Origin of the sequence: Nocardia carnea NBRC 14403 (assembly GCF_000308515.1) — a bacterium.
Lineage (GTDB): Bacteria > Actinomycetota > Actinomycetes > Mycobacteriales > Mycobacteriaceae > Nocardia > Nocardia carnea.
Map to the genome: position 1 here is coordinate 34,200 of NZ_BAFV01000118.1, position 22,047 is coordinate 56,246.

Sequence of the window (22,047 nt, forward strand, 5' to 3'; positions counted from 1 at the left end):
GATCCGCCTCGATGTCGAGGACTTTGTAAGGAATCTAACGCCCCATCCAGGCAAGCGCAATAAGCATTGCAATCTTTGTAAGGATAGTTACGAGCATGGGGTATCCGCCTGGATACGCGCGCTTTCGACGCCCCCGGAAAGCCGTTGCTACCACCGCGAGCCACAACTGGGAGAATATCATTCTCCATATAGGAAATGTCCGACTCCGAGGAGATCGCCGCAGCAGCCCCAGCCGCGTAGATCAGGCACTATGCCGGCGATCGGCGGCACACCCCGGCCGGGTCTGCGCCGGCTGCCGGAGACTCCGTTCCGGCAGCGTGCCCGGGGCCGGAAGTATGTGCCACTGGACGGATGCTCGCGACCGGCAACGAGCACATCCGCGGCCATCACGGAACCCGGGCGGCACTCGATGACAGCCGCCCGGCGCCGGGTGGCACCGCGAGGCCGCCGGAAAGGGCGCCGCGTTCCGGGACCGGCCGGACTCGGCGGCAGCGCTCCGCGACCAGAACTCCGACTCCCGGCCCCCAGGGCCGACGAGGTCCGCGGCCGCTAGCAGATGACAACCTGCCCGGCTCCGGTGAGATTCGGCCTGATTCCAATTGCCTCCGGCCGGAATACGAATCGCGGCTCCGCCGGTTGCGGCGGATATGGCACTCACCGCACCGATCGGAATCGCGCTCAACCCCCATCCCACCGCAGCCAATACCGTCGACGATCTGCTCGACCGGGCGCGTTTCGTGCAACGCGCGGGCATCGACCGGGTCTGGTTCGCACAGCGTTTCGACTTCGACTCACTGTCCGTCGCCGCCGCGGTCGGCGCCGCGGTGCCGGGGCTGCATATCGGCACCTCGGTGGTGCCGATCAATCCGCGGCATCCACTTGTTGTCGCAAGTCAGGCACAAACCGCCCACGCCGCCAGTCACCGTCGCTTCACCCTCGGGCTCGGCCTCGGCGCGCGAGCTCTGGAAGAACCCGCGTTCGGGGTGCCCACCGACCGTCCGATCCGCCGGCTGCGGGAGTATCTGACCGTCCTACGCTCGGTACTCACCACGGGAACCGTCGATTTCACCGGCGAAACACTCACCGCCGCACCACCGCTGCCCGCGGCGGTGGCCGGCGGCGACGGACCGGATATCGTCGTGGCCGCCATGGGCCCCCAGGCGCTGGCCGTATCCGGTGAACTCGCCGACGGAATCGTGCCCTTCCTGGCCGGCCCCCGCGCCCTCGCCGGCGATATCGTGCCGCGGGTCGAAAAAGCCGCGCGGGCCGCCGGCCGTCCCCGGCCCCGGGTGATCGCGGGAGTTCCGGTGGTGGTGACCGCCGACCCCGGCCGGGCACGTGCGGAGGCGGCCGAACGGATGTCGTTCTACGACGCGATCCCGTCCTATCGTTCGGTGCTGGAACGAGAAGGCGTCGCGACCGCGGCCGAACTGGCGGTGATCGGCACCGAAGCCGAGGTCGAGGCACAGCTACGCCGCTATGTCGACGCGGGCGCCACCGAGTTGCTGATCACCCAGACCGACCTCGGCGGCGATGAGGACGAACGGGCCACTTGGCGCTTCCTCGGAGCGCTGGGTGGCATCACGGGATGAACTCGTCGCCGGCCCATCGGCCCGCCCCGCCGATCGGCGGGCACCGACGCCCCTGGGCCGCCGGCGTTGGATGTGCTGGGCTGGAATTCGGCGTGGGAGGATTTCGCACTACCACTGGGGTTGCTGGATCACCGGTACGACGTGAACCTGGCCCGGTACGTCTACTCCCATCCGCAGGCCCGGCGGATGCTGCGCAACTGGGCCGAGGCCGCCGATACCTTCGCCGAATTACTGCGCCGCGCCACGCTGCGCCGCCCCGGCGACGCGGTCCTGCGCGACACCGTCACCATGATGCGCCGGAATCCCGATTTCGCGGCCCGCTGGCGACCGCAGGGTGCGGGCCTGCCCGTATCCAAGGTCCTGCGGTTCGATCATCCCGAACTAGGCGATGTCGACATCCCGGTCGAAATGCTGGATAGCGATGCGGAACAGAGTCTTGTCATCTGGCTGGCCGATCGATCCGCCGTCGCAGGGCCGGGTCTGCGCCTCGTACCTCCGCAAGCCGCGGGAGAGTAACGCGCGACCGGCAGTAGCGGTGCCCGCGGCGGAGCGCCCGCCCCGGCAGCGCAGCGGCACCACGGACAGCCGACCACAGACTCCGCCGAAAAGCATGCGCTCCCCCGTTTTCTCCGATTCGATCTCGATCAGATCATCGAGGCCGAAACCAGCGCAGCTCGGGCCCACCGGGTACCGGCGCCCGCATATCCGCGGCACCCTACAGTGGGACCATCTCGGTGTAATCGTTACAGCCACCGGCGAAGGAGTGGAATGCCACGGGAACTGGCCGATCTACCGTTCGCACCATGGCTGGAACCGGTCGGCGATCTGGATGTCGAGCGTGAGTACGATTGCGCCCGGTTCGAGGATATGGTTCTGGCCGAACCCGATCTCCGCAGTACGGTGTTCGGCCAGTGTGCCTTCCGCTCGGTGCATATCGACCACGGTGTGGCCGGTGGTGCCCGGTTCGCCGATGTCTGGCTGCACGGTGTCCGGTTCACCGGTACGGATATGCCGGACGCCGCGTGGATGGACGCGGAGGTGATCGATGGGGCCTGGTCGGGAGTGGAGTCCAGTGGTGCCGAACTGCGCCGGGTGGTCTTCCACAATTGCAAACTGGACTCGGTGAACTTCCGGAATGCCCGGTTGACCAAGGTCCGTTTCGTCGATTGTGTGCTGCGGCATGTCGATTTCGGTAGCGCGAAGCTCTCGGAAGTGAGCTTCCCGGGTTCCGAGGTGTCGGCGTTGACGGTGCGCAACGCCCAGCTGAAGAAGGTCGATTTCCGGCGTGCGCACAGTATCGGTATCGCCGACGGGGTGGAATCGTTGCGCGGTGCGCTCGTCACACCGGGCCAGCTGCTGGACCTGGCGCCGACTCTTGCCGCGGCGGTCGGACTCGTCGTCGAGGAGTGAGCCTCAGCGGGTGACCGCGCGGGCGACCGTGCGCGCGATCTCGTCGTCGTCGAGGCCGCTGTCCTGGATCAGCGCGTGGGACAACACCGTGCGCACCACCACCTCGGCCGCTCGGCGCGGAGACAGGGCGAGCGCTGCCTCGTCACCGGCCGCGACGAACGGTTCGGCGAAGGCAGCCACGGATTCGACCAGATTCAGCCGTGCTCCGTCGTGTGCGATGGCCAGGGTGAGCAACCAGCCGGGTTCGTGCATCCGGAGGTAGTTGAACGCGCGGTGGCCGCGTAGGTAGTTGAGCGCGAAAAGCGTTGCTGCCCGGACGACTTCGGCGGCGTCGGCGGTGATGTCGATCGCGGTGAACGCGGCGGCCACCATCTTTGCCACCTCATAGCGGCCCACGGCGGAAACGAGCCCGTCCTTATCTCCGAATTCTCGATAGGCGGTGGCACGCGAGACCCCGGCGCGCGCGGCGACGGCACCGTGGGTGAGTCCGTCCAAACCGCTTTCCGCGATGAGCGCGACCGCGGCTTCCAGCAGCTCGTCCGACGATCGGGTGGAAGAGGTCATGTGCCTTTCTACCTCGGGATGCGGTGACGGGGGTTGCCTCACCCAGCCTACTGAGACTAATTTGATAATCAGTCTCAGTACGGTGCCGCGCACGCCGAAGCCCTGGGATTTCGGGACAATGACGACGGAGGCACAGGTGGCGAGGACCGGAAAGACAGCGGCTCGCGGCCGGGCGGTGGTACTGGGCGCGAGTATGGCCGGTCTGCTGGCAGCCCGGGCGCTGGCCGAGCATTTCACGGAGGTCGTCGTGCTCGAACGCGACGATCTGTCGGCCCCCGGGGACCGCCGGGGAGTTCCTCAGGGCCGTCACGTCCATGCACTGCTCGCCCGGGGGCGACTCGTCCTCGAGGAGCTGTTCCCGGGCATCACTGCGGAACTACTCGCCGACGGCGCCGTCGAATGCCGTTCGCTGACCGAGATGCGGATGACCGTGGCCGGCCACACGCTGCGTCAGGCCGATGCCGGATTCTCCCTACTCCAGGCCAGCCGCCCGTTTCTCGAATGGCGGGTCCGCGGCCGAGTCCGTGCGCTCCCCGGGGTGGAACTGGTCGACAACACCACTGTTGCCGGACTGCTCTTCGACACCGGCCGCGCCCGGGTCACCGGCGTGTGCACAGCCGACGGGCGGGAATTCGACGCCGACCTGGTGGTGAGCTGCCTGGGCCGGCACGGTCCGATCAACGACTGGCTGGCCGAGCTCGGTTACGAGCGACCCGCGGAGCAGGGTGTGCGGATCGATATGAAGTACGCCAGCCGGTACGTGCGGTTACCGCCCCGTTCGGTCGGCGGTGACAAGGAGATCGTGATCGCGAACCAGAACCCGGCCCGGGGGCTGGCCCTGTTCGCGGTGGAGGACGGCGCGCATATCCTCACACTGATCGGCTACGGCAGCGACCACCCGCCCACCGATCCGGACGGATTCTGGCGTTTCGCCGCCTCGGTGGCGCCCCCGGATGTGCGGGAGGCGCTGGTGGGCGCAGAGGTCCTCAGCGATATCGCCACCTACCGGTATCCGGCCAACCAGCGGCGACGCTACGAACGCCTGACCAGATTTCCGGACGGACTACTCGTGCTCGGCGACGCGGTATGCAGTTTCAGCCCCGCATTCGGGCAGGGAATGACCGTTTCGGCGCTGCAGGCGCTACAACTGGGCAAAGTACTCGCCGCCGGCGACCACAACCTGCGCCGCCGGTATTTCCGCGCCGTCGCCCGGGCGATCGACGACGCCTGGCGGATCACCGAGTTGTTCGATCTGGCTATGCCGCAAGTGGATTCGGCGGGCCGGGGACCGCTGCGGGCGCTCGGCGCGCTGGCCGGGGCCGCCATGGCCGTCGGGGAGCGCGACGCGGCGATCGGCACCCGCATCGCCCGGATAGCCGGCCTGCTGGACCGTCCGGAGACGATGTTGCGGCCCGAACCGGCAGGACGCGCCGCGCTCGCCGTGGGCACGCTCGCAGCCGCGGCCGCGTTCCGGCCCCCCCGTGATCGGAAACCACGGCCCCTGTTCGATCCCCTGCCGCACGGCCCCGCCCGCGGTTTCCATCGGCTGGTGGTGCGTTCGGTGGTCCGCGATACCGAAGACAGTGCGATCGTCGAGTTCGATATCCCCGCGCACCTGCGCAGCCGATTCACCTACACCGCCGGACAGCATCTGGTGATCCGCGGAACCCGCCGCGGCGAACCGGTTCGCCGCAGCTACTCACTGTGCGATGCCCCGGATTCGGGCCGGGTGCGGATCGCCGTGAAACGGCAAGCAGGTGGCGCGTTCTCGTCCTATGTCCTCGACGAGCGCATCACCGGGTCGGCGTTGTATGTTGCCGAACCGTCGGGGCTTTTCACCCCCGAACTCGACCCCGCCGCCCGTAACGAGTACGCGGCGGTCGCCGCCGGTTCCGGGATCACCCCGATCGTCTCGATCATCGCCGCCGTACTCGGGACCGAACCGGACAGTGTTTTCACGCTGTACTACGGCAGCCGCGACCGCGCCGGCATCATGCTCGCACCGTCCGTGCGCGAGTTGTGCCACCGCTACCCCGGGCGGCTCCGGGTCGTTCACCACCTGTCCCGGCAACGGCCGCGAAAAGCGCAGGATTCCGGCGTGCAGTACCGGCACGGGCGGATGACGGCATCCGATATCGCCCGGCAGCACGCCGACCGCTGGTTTCTGTGCGGGCCGAAAGCACTGGTCAGCGAAACCATGGATGCCTTACGGGCACGCGGTGTTCCCGGATCGCGAATCCGGGTGGAACTCTTCGACACCCGCACGCCGGATCGGCCGCAGACCGCCGCCGAAGCCGCGACCAGCCGGGTCACCCTGACCGGTTACGGCGAACCCCTGGAGTTCGGTATGCCGCGGCACCGGACGATCCTCGACGCCGCACTCGACGAGCGTGAAGACCTTCCGTACTCCTGCCTCGGTGGCTCCTGCGGAACCTGCCTCGCCGTCGTCGCCGACGGGCACGCCGAAATGGACCCCGATCCCCTGATGGCGATCACCGGCGACGAGATCGCGCGCGGTCAGGTTCTCGCCTGCCGGGCACGGCCGGTGACCGAGCAGGTCACACTGCGTTTCGGAGCCGGCCCGGCCGACGAGCCACGGACGCCGGATTCGGCCCCCGGCTGGTCTCGGATCACCCCGTAGCGGCGCGGGCACTAGCGGGCCACGGTCTCCAGCACGGCCGTGGTGGCGTCGGCGACGGCCTGGTTGCTCGGGGCAGCCATGGGGTAGCCGATGGTCGAACGGCTGAAGATGACCAGGACGACCGAGGTTCCGGTGGGGCTCCACACCACACCGGCATCGTTGACGGTGCCGTAGGCGCCGGTACCGGATTTATCGGCCGCGACCCAGCCGACCGGCAAGCCTTCGCGCATCCGCTCACCCGAGGTGACGCTCGAACGCATCCAACCGGTGAGCATGCGCCGGTGTTCGGGGATCAGCGCATTGCCGAGGACCAGCCGGTGCAGGCCACCGGCGAACGCGGCGGGCGTGCTGGTATCGCGGGTGTCGCCGGGCAGGGCTTCGTTGAGTGCGGGTTCCCAGCGGTCCAGCCGGGTCTCGGTATCGCCGAGCATGCGCGCCAGCGCGGTGACCGCGGGCGGGCCGCCGATCCGGCGCAGGATGAGGTTGGCGGCCGTGTTGTCGTTGCGTACGAGGGCCGCTTGGCACAGGTCGTACCAGCTGAGGGTTTCACCGACTCGGTAGCTGGTGGTCGGTGACGCGATCACGATGTCCTCCTGCAGGATCGGCACCTGCTCGTTCAGGTCCACTTCCCCGCGTTCGGCGAGACGCAGCAGCGCGGCGACCGCATACACCTTGAAGGTGGAAGTGAGGGCGAACCGGTCCGCGGCATTCCACTCGAAGGTCCGCGCGCCCGTCGGGCTGTAGGCGGCGATGCCGAACAGCACATCGTGGCGTTCCTGGATCTCCATCAGCGTATTGCTGAGGTCGGCGACGGCCGGCGGGCTGATCGTGGCCGGTGCCGAAGTGCTGGGCTCGCTCGGATCGGAACCGCATGCGGTGACGGCGAACGCGGTGACAGCCAGTACGGCCGCCAGCGATCGGCGCGGGACGCGAAATTCGGATCGGATCGGTTTCACATCGGCAGCACACACGGGTCCGTGTCCGGTCGCCAATATCCGACACTCCCACACACGATACGCATCAGATATATCTGCAGGTAACCGGCGGTTTCGGTCTGCGAAACCCGCGCTGAAACCGCAGTTGGACGGTGGACGGCCGGGACGCTGGTTCAATATGGCTATGGACCTCATCCGCCACCTCGGCTATTTCGTCGCCATCGCGGACGAGGGACATTTCGGACGCGCGGCCACGGTTCTCGATATGACCCAGCCGCCACTGTCCCAGGGATTACGGCGACTGGAGACCCAGCTCGGGGTCGAACTCGTGCACCGTACCCGGCAGGGCGCGGTACTCACGGCGGCCGGCCGGCAACTCCTGCCGCGGGCCCGGCTGCTGGTCGACGACGCGGCTCGGCTGCTGGCCGAGGCGCAGCGGATCGCCCGAACCCGCGGCACCGTGCACTGGGGCGCCACCACAGCGCTCGCCGACCGGATCCTCACCGCCTGCGTGACCGCGCTACGCACCGAGAAGAACAGCGGTGATGCCGTGTCCACCACGGTGGCCGCCACCGTAGACCTGGTATCGGCGGTGCGGTCGGGATTGTGCGATGTGGCGGTGATCGAACATCCGGCACTGGTCGACGGTGTGGAGGCCAGGCCGGTGGTGAAACTACCGCGCTGGATCGTGGTGCCCGCCGAACATCGCAGCGCCGCCACCGAACGCCCCGTGTTCCCGATGCTCGCCGACCTCACCTATGCGGCGTATCCACGCGCCGCCAATCCCCCGGCCTCCGATACGGTCCGGGACCTATTGCGCGAGCGGGGACTCGACGCGCCGACGATCACCGTGCACGACGATCGCTCGATACTCGCCGCAGTGGCCGCCGGGACCAGTTTCGGTCTCACCACCACCCCACCGTCCGATATCCCCGGTGTCGCCTGGCTGCGGATGGCACCGCAGGCGGTGGCGTTGCGCTGCCGAGTGATCCACCGCGCGGATGCCGAAGAACAGGCCGACGCCTTGGACAGCGTGCTGTACCGGGAACGAGTACGGTGACCGTCGCCGAGCGGATCCACGCGGTATTCGCCGATGCGGGCTGCACCGGGCGATTGCATGCCAGGCGGTGTGACGGAGGCACCGCGGAGGTCTCGATCGGCGGCACCGAACGGGTGGTAACCGCGTCGGTGTACAAACTTCCGCTACTGCTCGCGTACTGCCGCGCGGTGGACGCCGGCCGGATCGACCCGCTGCAGCGGCTCACCCTCACTCCCGCCGAATGCACCCCCGGCCCCACCGGGATCTCCGCCCTGCACGATCCGGTCACCATGAGCCGGCGGGATCTGGCGACCTCGATGATGACAGTGTCCGACAATGCCGCGGCCGATCTGCTGCTGGGCGAGATCGGTCTCGCCGATGTGCACGATCTCCTGACATCACTCGGGCTCACCCGGACCCGGCTGGTCGGCGGCACGGCCGATATCCAGCGCAGCCTGATCTCCGATACCGATACCCACAGCACCGTGGAGGCTTTCGCGGCGCTGGCCGACAACGACGAGGCATGGACGGTTTCGGCCTACGATCCCGCCTACACGAGCGCGACCACGCCGGAGGAGATGACCCGGTTGCTGTCGGCACTGTGGCGCGGCGAGGTGGTATCGGCACAGCAAACGGATTTCGCGCGAGCGGTGATGCGCCGCCAGGTCTGGCCGCACCGGATCGCGGCGGGTTTCCCGCATCGCGCGGTATCGGTGGCGGGTAAAACGGGAACCATCGGCATCATCCGCAACGAGGTCGCGGTGGTCGAGTTCCCGGGCGAATACCCGGTCGCAGTGGCGGTATTCACCCGCGCGGCCCGCGCCGACCCCGCCCTCCCGGCCGTGGACGCAGCCATCGCCGAGGCCGCCCGGATAGCTGTCACCGAACTCCGCCGCGCCCTACCCGAAGAATGAATCCCGGATAACGCTGCCCTCAGAACGCCAGTGCCGACCAGGGAATATCAATCGGAAACGGGAAGCCGATCGATATCCGCTCGGAATCTTGCGGCGACCATTTCCCGGCCAGCAGATAGTTGGCCGGGTAGAGTGGGCGGACTCCCTCCGGCAGCCGGCCATGAGTGGTCTCCAGCGCGAATGCCCTGACCGTCTCGATGGCACTTTTCTCCGGAGCCAGCGTTACTTCAAAATACCACGGGATTCCTGCCATCGCATAGCGGTACTTCTTCTCGTCCATGTCATTGCCAGCGTCGGAGGGCGAGAGCACCTCGCCGGCGAGAAGGACATCGTCGGCACGGAGATCCTGATAAGGCTCCGCCAAGCACCGAGCAACCAAAAAATCGGGGGTTACGAAGTCCGACTTGCCGCTGGGACCGAGGTAGACAGTCGTTTCGGTATGCACTCGCCAGCACAGCTGGTGCCCTCGCTCCATTTCACGTCGGGCGCATCGGCGTAGTTCGCTCCACAGCAGATTGGTGAACTCCTGATGTTCGGCGGGCCGCCGACAGACCCACACCACACGGCCGTCCCAGAGTTCGATCTGCTCAGAGATCTCCACGGGGAGCTCATCGAGTTCCTCCCACGTCATACGCTCGGGGAGGTCGGGCCACTCGACGGGTGGGACTGACATGCCCAAATCGTAACCGCCGACCCTGCAACGCCCCCGACTTGAACGGAATCATTCCCGGGTGACCAGCAGGTTCACGCGATAATTGGGCAGCGGGATTTCGCTGGTGGATCCCTGCGGCGCTATCGACCGCAGCGCGATCCGGTAGCCACCCGTCAGCACATCGGTGGGGAACTGCGGGTTCGAATGGAGTTCGTGGGCCGTCTGTGTACCGTCCACCGTGACCTCGGTGAGCACAGTCGCATCGCCCTCCCAGACACAGTTCACCTCGGCGGGGCATCTGCTGTCTTCGGGTACATCGCGAAAGTGCACCGTCACCCGGCCTGCTTCCAGAACAGCGGTATCGCCGCCCGACAAGGTGAATTCGGTACCCAGTTCCGGAGGCGGCGCCGGCTCAGCCGACGCACAGGCCGCCGCAGCCCCGACGATCCCCAGGGCGACCGCCCACCGGCCCGCACGCGCGGCATTCATAACCACCGATCCTCGCATAGGGGTGTCGTCTGATGAGCCGATTCGGTGCGCTCGGTCGGTATCCGAGCCGAATGTTCGATCGCCGGAAACCCTGCCGGCGCACGCACCAGGAGTCCGCCGAGACCGAGCATCGTCCAGCAGTCGGACCACTGGATCCGCTGCAGTCGAGACGCGCCGATGCAGCCGGGCCGGCAGCACACCACTGCGAGGAAAGCCTCCCGTCCCGCGACGCGCGGGTTACCCGGCCGCCCGTTTCGGGGCAGCCGGGTACCGGCGAGCGTCCACCACGACGACTTACTTGAGCATCGAACCGCAGTCCACCGGCAGTGTGACACCGGTGAGGTAGCGGGCCTCTTCGGAGGCCAGGTACAGCACGGCGTTGCTGATATCGATCGGATCCACCCACGGCACCGGCAGCGTGTGGAACATCTGGCAGATCGGCGCCATATCGTCGGCGGTCGGGTTCTCCAGATCGGGGCGGAACATCTGGAAGGTCTTGTCGTTCATGATCATGGCGGTACTCACGTGCGTGGGGTGCACCGAGTTCACGCGGATCATATGCTGGCCGAGTTCCACCGCGAAGGCCCGCATCAGGCCGACGACACCGTGTTTGGCGGAGACGTAGTGGCCGGTCTGCGGGTAGGCCTTCAGGCCGCCGACCGAGCTGGTGAGCACGATGGAACCACCGCGGCCGCCCTCGAGGATATGCGGGACACCGGCTTTGACCGATTTCCACACACCGCTGAGGTTGATATCGATCGTTTCCTGCCAGACGTTCTCGTCGGTTTCGGCCAGAGTGTCGCCGCCGCTGGCGATACCGGCGTTCGCGACGATGATGTCGAGGCGCCCGAGCTTCCCGACGCCCTCGGCGAGGGATTCCTTCAGCCCGTCGGCGTCGCGAACGTCCACCTCGGCGGTGACGATTTTGCGGCCGGTGGCCTTGACGAGTTCTTCGGTTTCGGCGAGATCGGCGGGTGTCGCCGGGGGGATCTCGGCCGTGTCGATCGGTTTACAGATATCGATGGCAATGATGTCGGCGCCTTCTTCGGCCAGCCGCACCGCATGGCTGCGGCCCTGGCCGCGGGCCGCGCCGGTGATGAACGCGACCTTTCCTTCGACCCGTCCGGTCATGACTTCCTCTTTTCTTCGTTGCGGCAGCACGCCTGCCGGTTTTCGTTGCTACGTACGCTGTTTCAGGAGTTCGGCGTGTAAGTGATGTGCAGCTCGGTGAGGCCGCGCAGGATGAAGGTCGGCTCGAACTGGAACACCGGGTCGTCCGCGGAACCGTGTTTTTCCGGATCCACCCGGATATCGAGCATCCGGTCCAGGATCCGTTCCAGCGATACTCGGCCCTCCACCCGCGCCAGCGGGCTACCCGGGCAGGTGTGCACGCCGCGGCCGAATGCCATGTGCTCGCGGAAGTTCGGGCGGGCCAGATCGAATTCGTGCGGGTTCTCGAAACGCCGCGGGTCGCGGTTGGCGGCGCCGGGGCAGATCATCACCAGATCACCGGCAGTCAGTGGCACATCGCCGACCTCCACGGCCTTCTTCGCGAGCCGGAACCCGCTCTTCACCGGCGCCTGCATGCGCAGGGTCTCCTCGATGAAGACGGGGATCTTGCTGCGGTCCGCGCGCAGCGCATCCTGCAGGTCGGGGCGGGTGATCAGGAACTGCATGGCGCTGCCCAGCAGTTTGGCGGTGGTCTCCTGCCCCGCGGCGAAGAGGAAGGTCGCGGTGCGCACGACCTCGGTGACCTCGGGCGTCGACCCGTCCGGGTATTTCGCGCCGGCCAACGAGGTCAGGACATCGTCCTGCGGGTTGCGCCGGCGGTCGGAGATCAGCTCGCTGAACAGGTTGTCCAGCCATTCCAGCGGGTTGACGGGCACGATCTCCTTGTCGATCGAGCCCACGGTCGGTCCACCGGCCAGGTTGATACGCAGTCCTTCGTGATGCTCCTCGGGCACACCCAGCAGGTCCGCGATCACCAGCAGGGTGAAGACCTTGGCGTAGGCGCCGAGGAATTCGCATTTGCCGTCGTCGATGAATTCGTCGAGCTGTTTATCGGCAAGCTTCCACATGAACTCCTCGTTCTCCTTCAACCGGGAGGGAACGAGGAGTTTGTTCAGCAGCGACCGGGCGTCGGTGTGCTCGGGCGGGTCCATGGTGACCATATGCTCGAACATCGGCAGTTCGGTGCGATGGGCGGCGATCTGCGCGGTGATGTCGTCGCCTTCGGGGGTGAACGGGAGCGGCGGGAACGGCCCGCCCACGGCGATGCAGGAGGAGAAGGAGTCCGAATCGCGCAGTACGTCGTTGGCTTCCTGATAGCCGGTGACGGCGTACACGCCGTAGTTGGGTTCGCGGGTCACGGGGCATTTGGCGCGCAGATGGTCGTAGTAGGGGTGCGGGTCGGGCACCAGCGCCGGGTCGGTGAAGTAGTCGACCGTATCGAAATCGGTCACGGGAACCTCCTGTTGTCAGCAGAAATAGGCGCTCGAGCGTGGATTACCGGTTGATACGGAACGCCCCTTGCTGAGCGACTGCTCAGATGTGATGCTGAGCACATGCTTAGCATGCGCGGCACGCGGCCGTCAACAGTCGCTGCTCGCGGGATACCATCCCCGGTGATCACGAGACCGCCTCGGCCGCGCGGATATCCAGGAGGAGACACGACCATGTCAGCACCCCGCCGGCTCGGCGCACCCGACGCCAAGAATCGCACTGTCCTGATGGACGCCGCCGAACAGTTGATGCTCGAACAGGGGTGGGCCACCGTGACCTCCCGGCGTATCGCCGAACACGCCGGCCTCAAACCGCAACTGGTGCACTACTACTTCCGCTCGATGGACGAGTTGTTCCTCGAGCTGTTCCGGCGCCGCGCCGACCAGGGCCTCGAAGCCCTGGCCCAGGTCCTGAAATCCGAACGTCCACTGCATGCGCTGTGGGAGTTCAGCACGGACGCCACCGCGGCGCGGTTCACCATGGAGTTCGTCGGCCTGGCCAACCAGAAACCGGCCGTCCGCGCCGAGGTGGTGCGCTACTCCGAACAGTTCCGCGCCGCCCAGACCGAAGCTCTGGGCCGGATGCTCGCGGGCTACGGGGTCGATACGAGCCGCTTCCCCGCCGAAGTGCTGTCGGTGCTGATGACCAGCGCCGCGCGGATGGTGGTGCTCGAGCAGGCGCTCGGGATGACCGCCGGGCACGCCGAAACCTTCGCGTTCGCCGAACGCGAGATCGACCTGCTCGAACCCGAGCAGTAGGCGTACCGAAATCATTTACCGCGATTCATCACCCGGTCCGCCGCGGCCCAGTGCGCGTCGGCGACCCAGAGGTCGGCGAAGGCATCCACTGCCTCCTGTGGAGTCGCGCCGTCGATCACTCGTTTGATTGCACCGGCGGACGGGTTGGCCAGGGCCCGGGCCAGCGAACGCCAGCCCGCGTCGAATTCCGCGCGCGGCAGGACCCGGTCCACCAGCCCCAGCCGCTCGGCGTCGGGCGCGGTGAGAATCTCACCCGAACCGGCCAGCAGGAGCGCCCGGCTCCGCCCGACCAGTCGCGTCAGCCGCTCGGCCCCGCCCCAGGCGGGCATGATCGCCAGCGCGACCTGATTGAACCCGATCTTGATATCGGCCGCCGCGATCCGGATATCGGCCGCGACGGCCACCTCGGCCCCGCCGCCCAGGGCATGCCCGTTGAGAGCGGCGATCACCGGCCCGGGGAAGCCGGCGAGTTTGTCGCATACCTGCCGCATCTTGTTCGCCATGGCCGCGGCCTGTTCATGGGTGCGCAGCGCGGCGAGTTCCTTGAGGTCGCCGCCGGAGACGAAGGCCTTGTCGCCGGCGCCGGTGATCACCAGCGCCCGCGCACCGGCCGCTCCGTCGATCGCTTTGCCGAGCTCGTCCATCGTGTCCAGGGCGATGGCGTTGCGAGCGTGCGGGCGGTTGATGGTGACGACGGCCAGTCCGTCCGCCAGTTCGAGCTCGATCACGACTTGTTCTCCTCGACGGAAATATGATTCTCTTACATAGAGAACCATATACTTTCCCGCTGGTTTCCGGCGCTCGGATCGGGAGTTCGATATATGCCGCATGCATGGCACACGAGCGAAGACCCCACACGGTCACGCCCCACCACCGGACCCGACCTGTCCACCCGCCGGGTTCCCGCCGACCTGGCCCGGAGCTATCGCCAAGCGGGCTGGTGGACCGACGAAACACTCGGCGAAATCCTCGCCCGCGGTCTGGCGGCATCCCCCGCCACGACCTTCGCGGTGCACTCGCGGACCCGCCCGTACACCGGCACCTTCGGCGACGTGGAACGGACCGCCCGGCGGCTGGCGGCCGGATTACACCGGCGTGGGGTGGGCCCCGGCGATACCGTCGCGTTCCAGCTACCGAACTGGATGGAGGCCGCCGCCACCTACTGGGCGTGCGCACTACTGGGCACCACCGTGGTGCCGATCGCGCATTTCTACGGCCGCAAAGAGCTCGGCTACATCCTCGGCGCGGTCGGCCCGAAAGCATTCATCACCTGTGAACGCTTCGGCCAGAACGAATTCGACCCGCACCTGTGCGCCGACGTGCCGGTGGTGGGTGTGGTCGGCCGGGATTTCGAAGATCTGCTCGACCCCGAGCCGCTGACCGGCACACTGACCACCGACCCGGACAGCCCCGCCTGTATCGCCTTCACTTCCGGTACCACCCGGGCACCCAAAGGGGTCGTACACAGTCACAACACCCTGGGCTACGAGGTGCGGCAACTGGCCGGGATGTATCCGCCGGACCGGGGCGATCAGCTCACCTCGGCCCCGGTCGGGCATTTCATCGGCATGCTCAACGCCCTGCTCATCCCGGTGCTCGACGGTGCACCGATCCATCTGCTCGATCTCTGGGATCCGGGCTGGGTGCTCGAACTCATGGCCACCGAGAACATCTGCGTGGGCGGCGGGGTCAGCTATTTCGTCACCAGCCTGCTCGACCATCCCGACTACGATCCCGCACATCTGGCCCAGCTGCGCTACGCCGGACTCGGCGGCGCCGCGGTACCGGCCGCGGTCAGCACCCGGCTCGAAAACCTCGGGATCCGGGTCTTCCGTTCGTACGGCAGTACCGAACACCCGTCGATCACCGGATCCCTGGCCACCGAGCCCGCGGACAAGCGCCTGTTCACCGACGGCCACGCACTGCCCGGTGTGGAGTTCCGGATCGCCGAGGACGGCGAGATCGTCAGCCGCGGCCCGGATCTCTGCCTGGGCTACACCGACCCCGACCTCACCGACCGCGCGTTCGACGCCGACGGCTGGTACCACACCGGCGATATCGGCATCGTCGACGCGGACGGCTACCTCACCATCACCGACCGCAAATCCGACATCATCATTCGCGGCGGGGAGAACGTGAGCGCCCTCGAGGTCGAGGAAGTGCTGCTCACGCTTGCCGGCGTGGCGGAGGGGGTCGCGGTGGCCGTCCCGGATCGACGACTGGGGGAACGTACCGCGGCGGTCGTGCGCTGCCTGCCGGGTCACGCCGAACCCGATATCGAGGCCCTGCGCACGCATTTCGCGCAGGCGGGGCTGGCCAAGCAGAAGTGGCCGGAGGAGCTCCATATCGTCACCGACTTCCCGCGGACCCCCAGCGGAAAGATCCAGAAGTTCGTCATCCGGCGCGAGCTGGCCGCGGCACACGACGAAGCCCCTACGTCCGGCAACGAGGCCATTGCGACGGAACCTTTATGAGAATACGATTCTCATAAATAGCCAAGGAGGATTTCATGAGTAAAGTCGAGCTGCCCTACCAGCTCTTCGACGCGGACAACCACCTCTACGAAACCAAGGAAGCGCTCACCCGCCACCTGCCCAAGCAGTACGAGGGGGCCATTCAGTACGTCGAGATCAACGGCCGCACCAAAATCGCGGTACTGGGCCAGATCAGCGAGTACATCCCCAACCCCACCTTCGAGGTCGTCGCCCGCCCGGGCGCGATGGAGGACTACTTCAAGCACGGCAACCCCGAGGGCAAGAGCCGGCGCGAGATCTTCGGGAAGTCCATGAAGGCGATCGACGCCTTCCGCGATCCGGAGGCACGACTGAAGGTCATGGACGACCTCCAGTTGCAGCGGGCGCTCATGTTCCCGACCCTGGCCAGCCTGGTCGAGGAGCGGATGCGCCACCACCCCGAACTGATCCACGCGGTGATCGAATCACTGAACCGCTGGATGCTCGACGACTGGGGCCAGGACGGTAACTTCGTACACTCCGGCCGGATCTTCACCGTTCCGGTGATCACCCTGCCGATTGTCGAACGAGCGATCGACGAACTGAACTGGGCCGTTGTCGAACACGGCGCCAAGGCCATTCTGGTGCGCCCCGCGCCCGTGCCCGGCTACAAGGGGATGCGCTCGTTCGCGCTGCCGGAGTTCGATCCGTTCTGGAAGCGCGTCGTCGAACTCGACGTGCTGGTCACCATGCACTCCTCGGACAGTGGCTATTCACGTTTCGACGCAGAATGGGATGGCAGCGACAAGGAGATGCTGCCGTTCCAGACCAACACCTTCGCCATGACCAATCAGTGGCGGCCCGTCACCGATGCGGTCGCATCCTGGGCGTGCCACGGGGCGCTGAACCGCTTCCCCGATCTGAAGATCGCAGTGATCGAAAACGGCTCGGCCTGGCTGGAACCGCTGCTGCAGCAGCTGACCGATGTCTACAAGAAGGCGCCGGAAGGTTTCGGCTTCCAGAATCCTGTCGAGGCCATCAAACGCAGCCTCTACGTGAGCCCGTTCTGGGAAGAGGATCTGCAGCGGCTTTCGGAGGTCATGGGCGCCGATCATGTGCTGTTCGGTTCCGACTGGCCGCATCCGGAGGGGCTGGCCGAACCGGCCCGCTACATCCACGAGATCAAGGATATGCCGCTGGAGAACCAGACCAAGATCATGGGCGGCAACTTGGCACGGCTGCTGAAGGTCTGAGCGGAACCGTATGTCCTGGGAGACCATCCCGCAGTTGGCCCTGTCCACCGCCGACCGCTTCGGTGACGCCGAAGCGGTGGTGGACGGGGACCTGCGGTTGACCTATACAGAACTCGCGGACCGCATCCGGCGGGCCGCGGGCGCGTACGCCGACGCCGGGATCGGCAAGGGCGACCGCGCAGCCATCTGGGCGCCCAATTCCGCCGAATGGATCATCGCCGCACTCGGCCTGATGACAGCGGGCGGCGTATTGGTACCGGTGAACACCCGGTTCAAGGCTGCGGAAGCGGCCGATGTGATCCGCCGCAGCGGCGCCAAGGCACTACTCGTCCAGAAGGGATTCCTCGGCGGCGACTATCCGGCGCCGCCCGGAGTCCCGGTCTTCGATCTGAAATCGGATTTCCTCGGCAGCGGCGCGCCCTTCGAACGCGAAGTGGCCGGTACCGATATCGCCGACATCATCTACACATCGGGCACCACCGGGCGCCCGAAGGGCGTGATGATGAACCATTTGCAGACACTGCGGCTCTATGCGGAATGGTGCGATCTGGCCGATCTCCGCGAGGGCGATCGCTATCTGATGGTGAATCCGTTCTTCCACACCTTCGGGTTGAAGGCGGGTATCGTCTCTGCGCTGATCCGCGGCGCCACCATGCTGCCGGTACCGGTGTTCGATGTCGGCAAGGTACTCGAATTGGTGGAGAAGGAACGGGTCACCATGCTTCCGGGTGCACCGACCCTCTACCATTCCCTGCTCGAATACGAGGGCGCCCGCGATATCTCGTCGCTGCGGGCCGCGGTCACCGGGGCGGCCGATATCCCGGTCGACCTGATCCGCCGGGTCCGCCAGGAACTGCCTTTCCAGTCCATCATGACCGGATACGGGCTCACCGAAGCGGGTACGGCCACCGCGTCCCGCCCCGGGGATACCTTCGAGCAGATCGCGACCACCGCCGGTACCGCCTGCGACGGGATCGAACTGCGTATCGCCGACGACGGGGAGGTCCTCATCCGTGGTTACAGCGTGATGCAGGGCTATCTGGACGATCCCGAGGGCACCGCCGCGGCGATCGACGCCGACGGCTGGCTGCACACCGGTGATCTGGGCAGTCTCGACGAAGGCGGCCGGTTGAAAGTGATCGGGCGCAAGAAGGATATGTACATCGTCGGCGGATTCAATGCCTACCCGGCCGAGATCGAAGGCTTCCTGCTGGAGCATCCGGGGGTCGCCCAGGCGGCGGTGATCGGTGTACCCGACGAGCGAATGGGGCAGGTGGGCAAAGCATTCGTGGTGGCGCGCGAAGCAATCGGCGAAGCCGATCTGATCGCCTGGGCCAAGGAGCGAATGGCCGGCTACAAGGTGCCGCGGTCGGTGGTATTCCTCGACGAACTTCCGCTCAACGCCACCGGAAAGGTGATGAAGGACCAGTTGCGCTGAGCACGCCTGAGCACTTCCACGATCCGCTCCGATCGTCTCGACCCGGCACCTGCCGCGGTGTATCGTCGAACACAACCGAGAGCGCAATTCTCATAATCGGAGACTTTTACTCTCCCAGCCCGGGCACGCCCGGCGTCGACCATGAACAGCGAGGAATCCGGTGAATATCGACGACATGATCCTGGTGAGCATCGACGACCACGTGGTCGAGCCGCGCAATATGTTCGACAACCACGTGCCGAAGAAGTACGCCGAATACGTGCCCAAGGTCGTCGTGGACGACCAGGGCATCGACCGCTGGATCTACCGGGACCGGCCGACCGGCGTCACCGGTCTCAACGCGGTCGTCTCCTGGCCCCCGGAAGAATGGGGATACGATCCCGCCGGGTACGCCGAGATGCGGCCCGCGGTCTACGACATCCACGACCGGGTACGCGATATGGACGCCAACGGCGTCCTCGGCTCGATGTGCTTCCCCACCTTCACCGGCTTCAGCGCCGGGCACCTGAGCCGCGGCGGGATGGACGAGATCACCGTCGCGATGATCTCCGCCTACAACGACTGGCATATCGAAGAATGGGCGGGCGCCTACCCCGGCCGGTTCATCCCGATCGGGATTCTGCCGCTCTGGGAACCACAGCTGGCCGTCGACGAGATCAACCGGCTCGCCGCGAAGGGCTGCTGTTCGGTGACCATGCCGGAACTGCCACATATCGACGGCCTGCCCAGCTACCACGATATCGGCTACTGGGGCCCGGTGTTCCAGGCGCTCTGCGATAACGACACCGTCATGAACCTGCACATCGGCCAGGGATTCGGCGTACTCAAACTGGCCCCGGACGCGCCGATCGACAATCTCATGGTCCTCGCGCCCAGCATTTCGCTGATCGGCGTCCAGGATCTGCTGTGGGGCCCGGCTTTCCGCAGCTATCCGAAGCTGAAGGTCGCGATGTCCGAGGGCGGTGTCGGCTGGATACCGTTCTTCCTGGACCGCTCCGACCGGCACTACATCAACCAGCGCTGGCTGCGCCGCGATTTCGGGGGCAAGATGCCCAGCGAGGTCTTCCGTGAGCATGTCATGGCCTGCTACGTCACCGACCCGACCTCGCTGAAACTCCGCCACGAGATCGGCATCGACAATATCGCCTGGGAATGCGACTATCCGCATTCGGATTCGTTGTGGCCGGGTGCCCCGGAGTTCGTCCTGAAGGAACTCGAGGGAGCCGGCGCCGACGATTCCGATATCGACAAGATCACCTGGCAGAACGCCTGCCGCTTCCTGAACTGGGATCCCTTCGCCCATCAGACCCGCGAAGAAGCGACGGTCGGCGCCTTGCGCACCAAGGGCGCCGATGTCGACCTCTCCACCACCACCCGCCAGGAATACGCGGACCGCTACGCCGCCAAGTATGCGAGCTCGTCCGGGTAGGAAAACTCCCGTCCACACTGGTCTCCGGCCCCTGGTCACCACCTGATCCAGGGGCCGCCGGCATACCGCAGCCGGGCGGGTGAGCTGCGCATTGGGAACCTGTCGGACCCAGTCGATACTCTGCCGGGATGGTCCGACCCGATCCGGCGCTGCGCCGTCTACTGCGGGAAACGCAGAAGTTGCTGGAACCGTACGGATTCCACGGCAGCGATCCCCGCTGGGTACGTATCGAACCGGGCGGTGTCGCCGCCGTCGGGCGCACCCGGGCGTCCCGCAGCTGGACCGACGGGCACCAGGTGCTCCGGTTCGACGTGTACCTGGCCGCCACACCGGCCGCTTGGTGGGAGTTCGGGAACTGGCGTAACGCCCGGCTGGGCCTACCCGCGATACCACTGGAAGAAGCCGTGGGGCCCGATCTGCTCACCACTGCACACGCATCCGGCGAACCGCCCGGGCCGTGGAGTCTGCGATCCGCCCCCGACGGGCATGTCCTGCAATCGGATATCGACACCATTCGCGCCGAACTCCCCCGCCGGATCCACGCCTGCGCACGCCGCGCACTGCAACTGGTCGAACCGGACCGCTACCTCGATGAACTGCTCGCCCGAGCGGATCGCCACATCGGCACCTGGGAGACGGTCGTCGTCCTACTCGCCGACCGCGGGCCGGGCCCCGAGCTCGACGACGCCGTAGAACACCTCCGGGCATGTTTCGCCGGCCGCGAGCTGCCGGCGTATACCGAGGACGTCATCGCCTACGCACAGAACAGAAGCGCCCTGGTCTGACTCGACTCCGGAAATCGGCCCCGTGGCCCACTGACGTTTGCCGGTGCGGGTGTCCGACCGTGGCGCGAGCGGCCGGTCGAATCGATGCCCGCAGCCGATTTCTCCCCTGACCGGGCTCGCCGAACGCCGGCCCTGTCCATTCACCGGCCCAAAGGCTCCTGCCACACAGGAGGATCCGCACCGGAACACCCCTTACGTACAGCGTAAAAACGCGCTAACGTGACCGAAAGAGGCCAGGACGAGAAGGAGCCGGGAATGTCGATCGGCGCGACGGTGAACAAACATATCCAGGAACTCGGCGGCGGATTCATGTTCTCCCGGGAGGCACGTACCTACGCCGCCGAAACCGGGATCGACGAATTCTTCGGTCCCTACACCCGCGGCCGCGGCGGTGTCCTCGGCGAGGTGGATGCCGATGTGGTCACCGCGGCGTTCGGGTTCTTCCCGGGGCATTCGATCCGCGCCGCGTGGGAATCGGTAACGCTCCCCGCCGAGAAAGCCGCGCAGCGCTACGCACTGGCCTGCCAGGAATTCGGCCGGCGCAAACTCGGTGCGTTCGAGGACGCCGAGCGCCTCGCAACACTCCTGGAAACCGTTGCCGCGGCGGCCGATCCCGCCGGAGCTCCGCTGTTCGCGGGCTGGCGGGCAATGCCCCTGCCCACCGATCCGGCCGCGCGGGTCATGCAACTCGCGCACGTCCTGCGCGAACTCCGCGGCGGGCTGCACCTGATGGCCGTGCGCGCCTCGGGCATCACCCCGCTGCAGGCCGTCCTGGTGTCCGGCTCCCCGCTCAACGACGGTCCCGGGCAGGCCCGCTGGTACGGCTGGCCCGAACCCTTCGAGGAGATCACCGCCGATATCCGCGACAGGTGGCAGCAGGCGGAATCGATCACCGATACGCTGATCGCTCCGGCGTTCGCGGTTCTCGGCGATACCGACGCCGCCGATCTCGTCCGGCTGACCACTGCCGCCCATGCCGCAACCTTCACCCGCTGAAGACCCCGGAGGCCGGCCCGAAGCTCAACCGGCCCTCGGCGCGAGTGGCGAGTGGCGAGTGGCGAGTGGCGAGTGGCGAGGAATGATTCTCGATCCACCGGCGGCGGCACCGACCGGGCCGACATGCGGAAACCATGGGGCGGGCCTGCCCATATCGGTCGGGTAGCCCGTCGGTGGCGTCGTCCGTTGCCGCGGCT

At 66.8% G+C, this 22,047-nt stretch carries 20 protein-coding genes; 13 read left to right on the forward strand and 7 right to left on the reverse strand.

Annotation, left to right across the window (positions count from 1 at the left end; translation table 11 throughout):
- Positions 1-647 precede the first annotated feature (647 nt).
- The 3 genes from ON22_RS29550 to ON22_RS29560 all read left to right on the forward strand — a co-directional run bounded on the left by ON22_RS29550 (position 648) and on the right by ON22_RS29560 (position 3,002).
- Complete coding sequence (locus ON22_RS29550) at positions 648-1,592, forward strand: TIGR03564 family F420-dependent LLM class oxidoreductase (protein ID WP_033245653.1); 945 nt, start codon at positions 648-650, stop codon at positions 1,590-1,592.
- Positions 1,593-1,664: 72 nt separating this feature from the next.
- Positions 1,665-2,108, forward strand: coding sequence for an MmyB family transcriptional regulator (locus ON22_RS29555; RefSeq protein WP_156052365.1), 444 nt, complete (start codon positions 1,665-1,667; stop codon positions 2,106-2,108).
- A gap of 252 nt (positions 2,109-2,360) precedes the next feature.
- Positions 2,361-3,002 (forward strand): pentapeptide repeat-containing protein, encoded by a 642-nt coding sequence (locus tag ON22_RS29560; protein ID WP_033245654.1) that lies wholly within the window; start codon positions 2,361-2,363, stop codon positions 3,000-3,002.
- A gap of 3 nt (positions 3,003-3,005) precedes the next feature.
- Here the strand turns inward: ON22_RS29560 and ON22_RS29565 are convergent, their stop codons facing one another.
- Complete coding sequence (locus tag ON22_RS29565; RefSeq protein ID WP_033245655.1) at positions 3,006-3,566, reverse strand: TetR/AcrR family transcriptional regulator; 561 nt, start codon at positions 3,564-3,566, stop codon at positions 3,006-3,008.
- A gap of 136 nt (positions 3,567-3,702) precedes the next feature.
- Between ON22_RS29565 and ON22_RS35050 the strand changes: the two genes are divergently transcribed.
- On the forward strand, positions 3,703-6,207 hold the full coding sequence (locus ON22_RS35050; protein WP_169332488.1) for a 2Fe-2S iron-sulfur cluster-binding protein: 2,505 nt from the start codon (positions 3,703-3,705) through the stop codon (positions 6,205-6,207).
- 11 nt (positions 6,208-6,218) lie between these two features.
- Here the strand turns inward: ON22_RS35050 and bla are convergent, their stop codons facing one another.
- Positions 6,219-7,163 (reverse strand): class A beta-lactamase, encoded by a 945-nt coding sequence (gene bla / locus ON22_RS29575; RefSeq protein WP_051158257.1) that lies wholly within the window; start codon positions 7,161-7,163, stop codon positions 6,219-6,221.
- Between the two features lie 163 nt (positions 7,164-7,326).
- Here bla and ON22_RS29580 point away from each other — a divergent pair, with 163 nt between their 5' ends.
- Both ON22_RS29580 and ON22_RS29585 read left to right on the forward strand, forming a co-directional pair.
- Positions 7,327-8,202 carry a LysR family transcriptional regulator gene (locus ON22_RS29580; protein WP_033245656.1) on the forward strand — a complete coding sequence of 292 codons (876 nt, stop codon included), beginning with the start codon at positions 7,327-7,329 and terminating at the stop codon, positions 8,200-8,202.
- Positions 8,199-9,095, forward strand: coding sequence for a serine hydrolase (locus ON22_RS29585; protein ID WP_033245657.1), 897 nt, complete (start codon positions 8,199-8,201; stop codon positions 9,093-9,095). The genes ON22_RS29580 and ON22_RS29585 overlap by 4 nt, the downstream gene beginning before the upstream one ends.
- A 19-nt stretch (positions 9,096-9,114) precedes the next feature.
- Here the strand turns inward: ON22_RS29585 and ON22_RS29590 are convergent, their stop codons facing one another.
- From ON22_RS29590 to ON22_RS29605, 4 genes are all read right to left on the reverse strand, one after another.
- Positions 9,115-9,768: a Uma2 family endonuclease gene (locus tag ON22_RS29590; RefSeq protein ID WP_051158258.1), complete on the reverse strand. Its 654-nt coding sequence runs from the start codon at positions 9,766-9,768 to the stop codon at positions 9,115-9,117.
- A gap of 48 nt (positions 9,769-9,816) precedes the next feature.
- Positions 9,817-10,236: a hypothetical protein gene (locus tag ON22_RS29595; protein WP_033245659.1), complete on the reverse strand. Its 420-nt coding sequence runs from the start codon at positions 10,234-10,236 to the stop codon at positions 9,817-9,819.
- A 294-nt stretch (positions 10,237-10,530) separates the two neighbouring features.
- Positions 10,531-11,367, reverse strand: a complete 837-nt coding sequence (locus tag ON22_RS29600; RefSeq protein WP_033245660.1) for a mycofactocin-coupled SDR family oxidoreductase — start codon at positions 11,365-11,367, stop codon at positions 10,531-10,533.
- A gap of 62 nt (positions 11,368-11,429) precedes the next feature.
- Positions 11,430-12,698, reverse strand: coding sequence for a cytochrome P450 (locus tag ON22_RS29605; protein WP_033245661.1), 1,269 nt, complete (start codon positions 12,696-12,698; stop codon positions 11,430-11,432).
- 213 nt (positions 12,699-12,911) lie between these two features.
- Between ON22_RS29605 and ON22_RS29610 the strand changes: the two genes are divergently transcribed.
- Positions 12,912-13,496, forward strand: a complete 585-nt coding sequence (locus tag ON22_RS29610; protein ID WP_033245662.1) for a TetR/AcrR family transcriptional regulator — start codon at positions 12,912-12,914, stop codon at positions 13,494-13,496.
- A gap of 11 nt (positions 13,497-13,507) precedes the next feature.
- Here the strand turns inward: ON22_RS29610 and ON22_RS29615 are convergent, their stop codons facing one another.
- On the reverse strand, positions 13,508-14,224 hold the full coding sequence (locus tag ON22_RS29615; protein WP_033245663.1) for an enoyl-CoA hydratase/isomerase family protein: 717 nt from the start codon (positions 14,222-14,224) through the stop codon (positions 13,508-13,510).
- 93 nt (positions 14,225-14,317) lie between these two features.
- Here ON22_RS29615 and ON22_RS29620 point away from each other — a divergent pair, with 93 nt between their 5' ends.
- From ON22_RS29620 to ON22_RS29645, 6 genes are all read left to right on the forward strand, one after another.
- A complete protein-coding gene (locus ON22_RS29620; protein WP_081595929.1) occupies positions 14,318-15,970 on the forward strand; it encodes an AMP-binding protein in 1,653 nt (550 codons plus the stop codon).
- Positions 15,971-16,005: 35 nt separating this feature from the next.
- On the forward strand, positions 16,006-17,202 hold the full coding sequence (locus ON22_RS29625) for an amidohydrolase family protein (RefSeq protein WP_033245664.1): 1,197 nt from the start codon (positions 16,006-16,008) through the stop codon (positions 17,200-17,202).
- Positions 17,203-17,212: 10 nt separating this feature from the next.
- A complete protein-coding gene (locus tag ON22_RS29630) occupies positions 17,213-18,640 on the forward strand; it encodes a FadD3 family acyl-CoA ligase (RefSeq protein WP_033245665.1) in 1,428 nt (475 codons plus the stop codon).
- A gap of 160 nt (positions 18,641-18,800) precedes the next feature.
- A complete protein-coding gene (locus ON22_RS29635; RefSeq protein WP_033245666.1) occupies positions 18,801-20,069 on the forward strand; it encodes an amidohydrolase family protein in 1,269 nt (422 codons plus the stop codon).
- A gap of 128 nt (positions 20,070-20,197) precedes the next feature.
- Positions 20,198-20,854, forward strand: coding sequence for a hypothetical protein (locus ON22_RS29640; RefSeq protein ID WP_033245667.1), 657 nt, complete (start codon positions 20,198-20,200; stop codon positions 20,852-20,854).
- Positions 20,855-21,109: 255 nt separating this feature from the next.
- Entirely contained in the window at positions 21,110-21,850 is a 741-nt protein-coding gene (locus tag ON22_RS29645; RefSeq protein WP_033245668.1) for an SCO6745 family protein, read from the forward strand.
- Positions 21,851-22,047 lie beyond the last annotated feature (197 nt).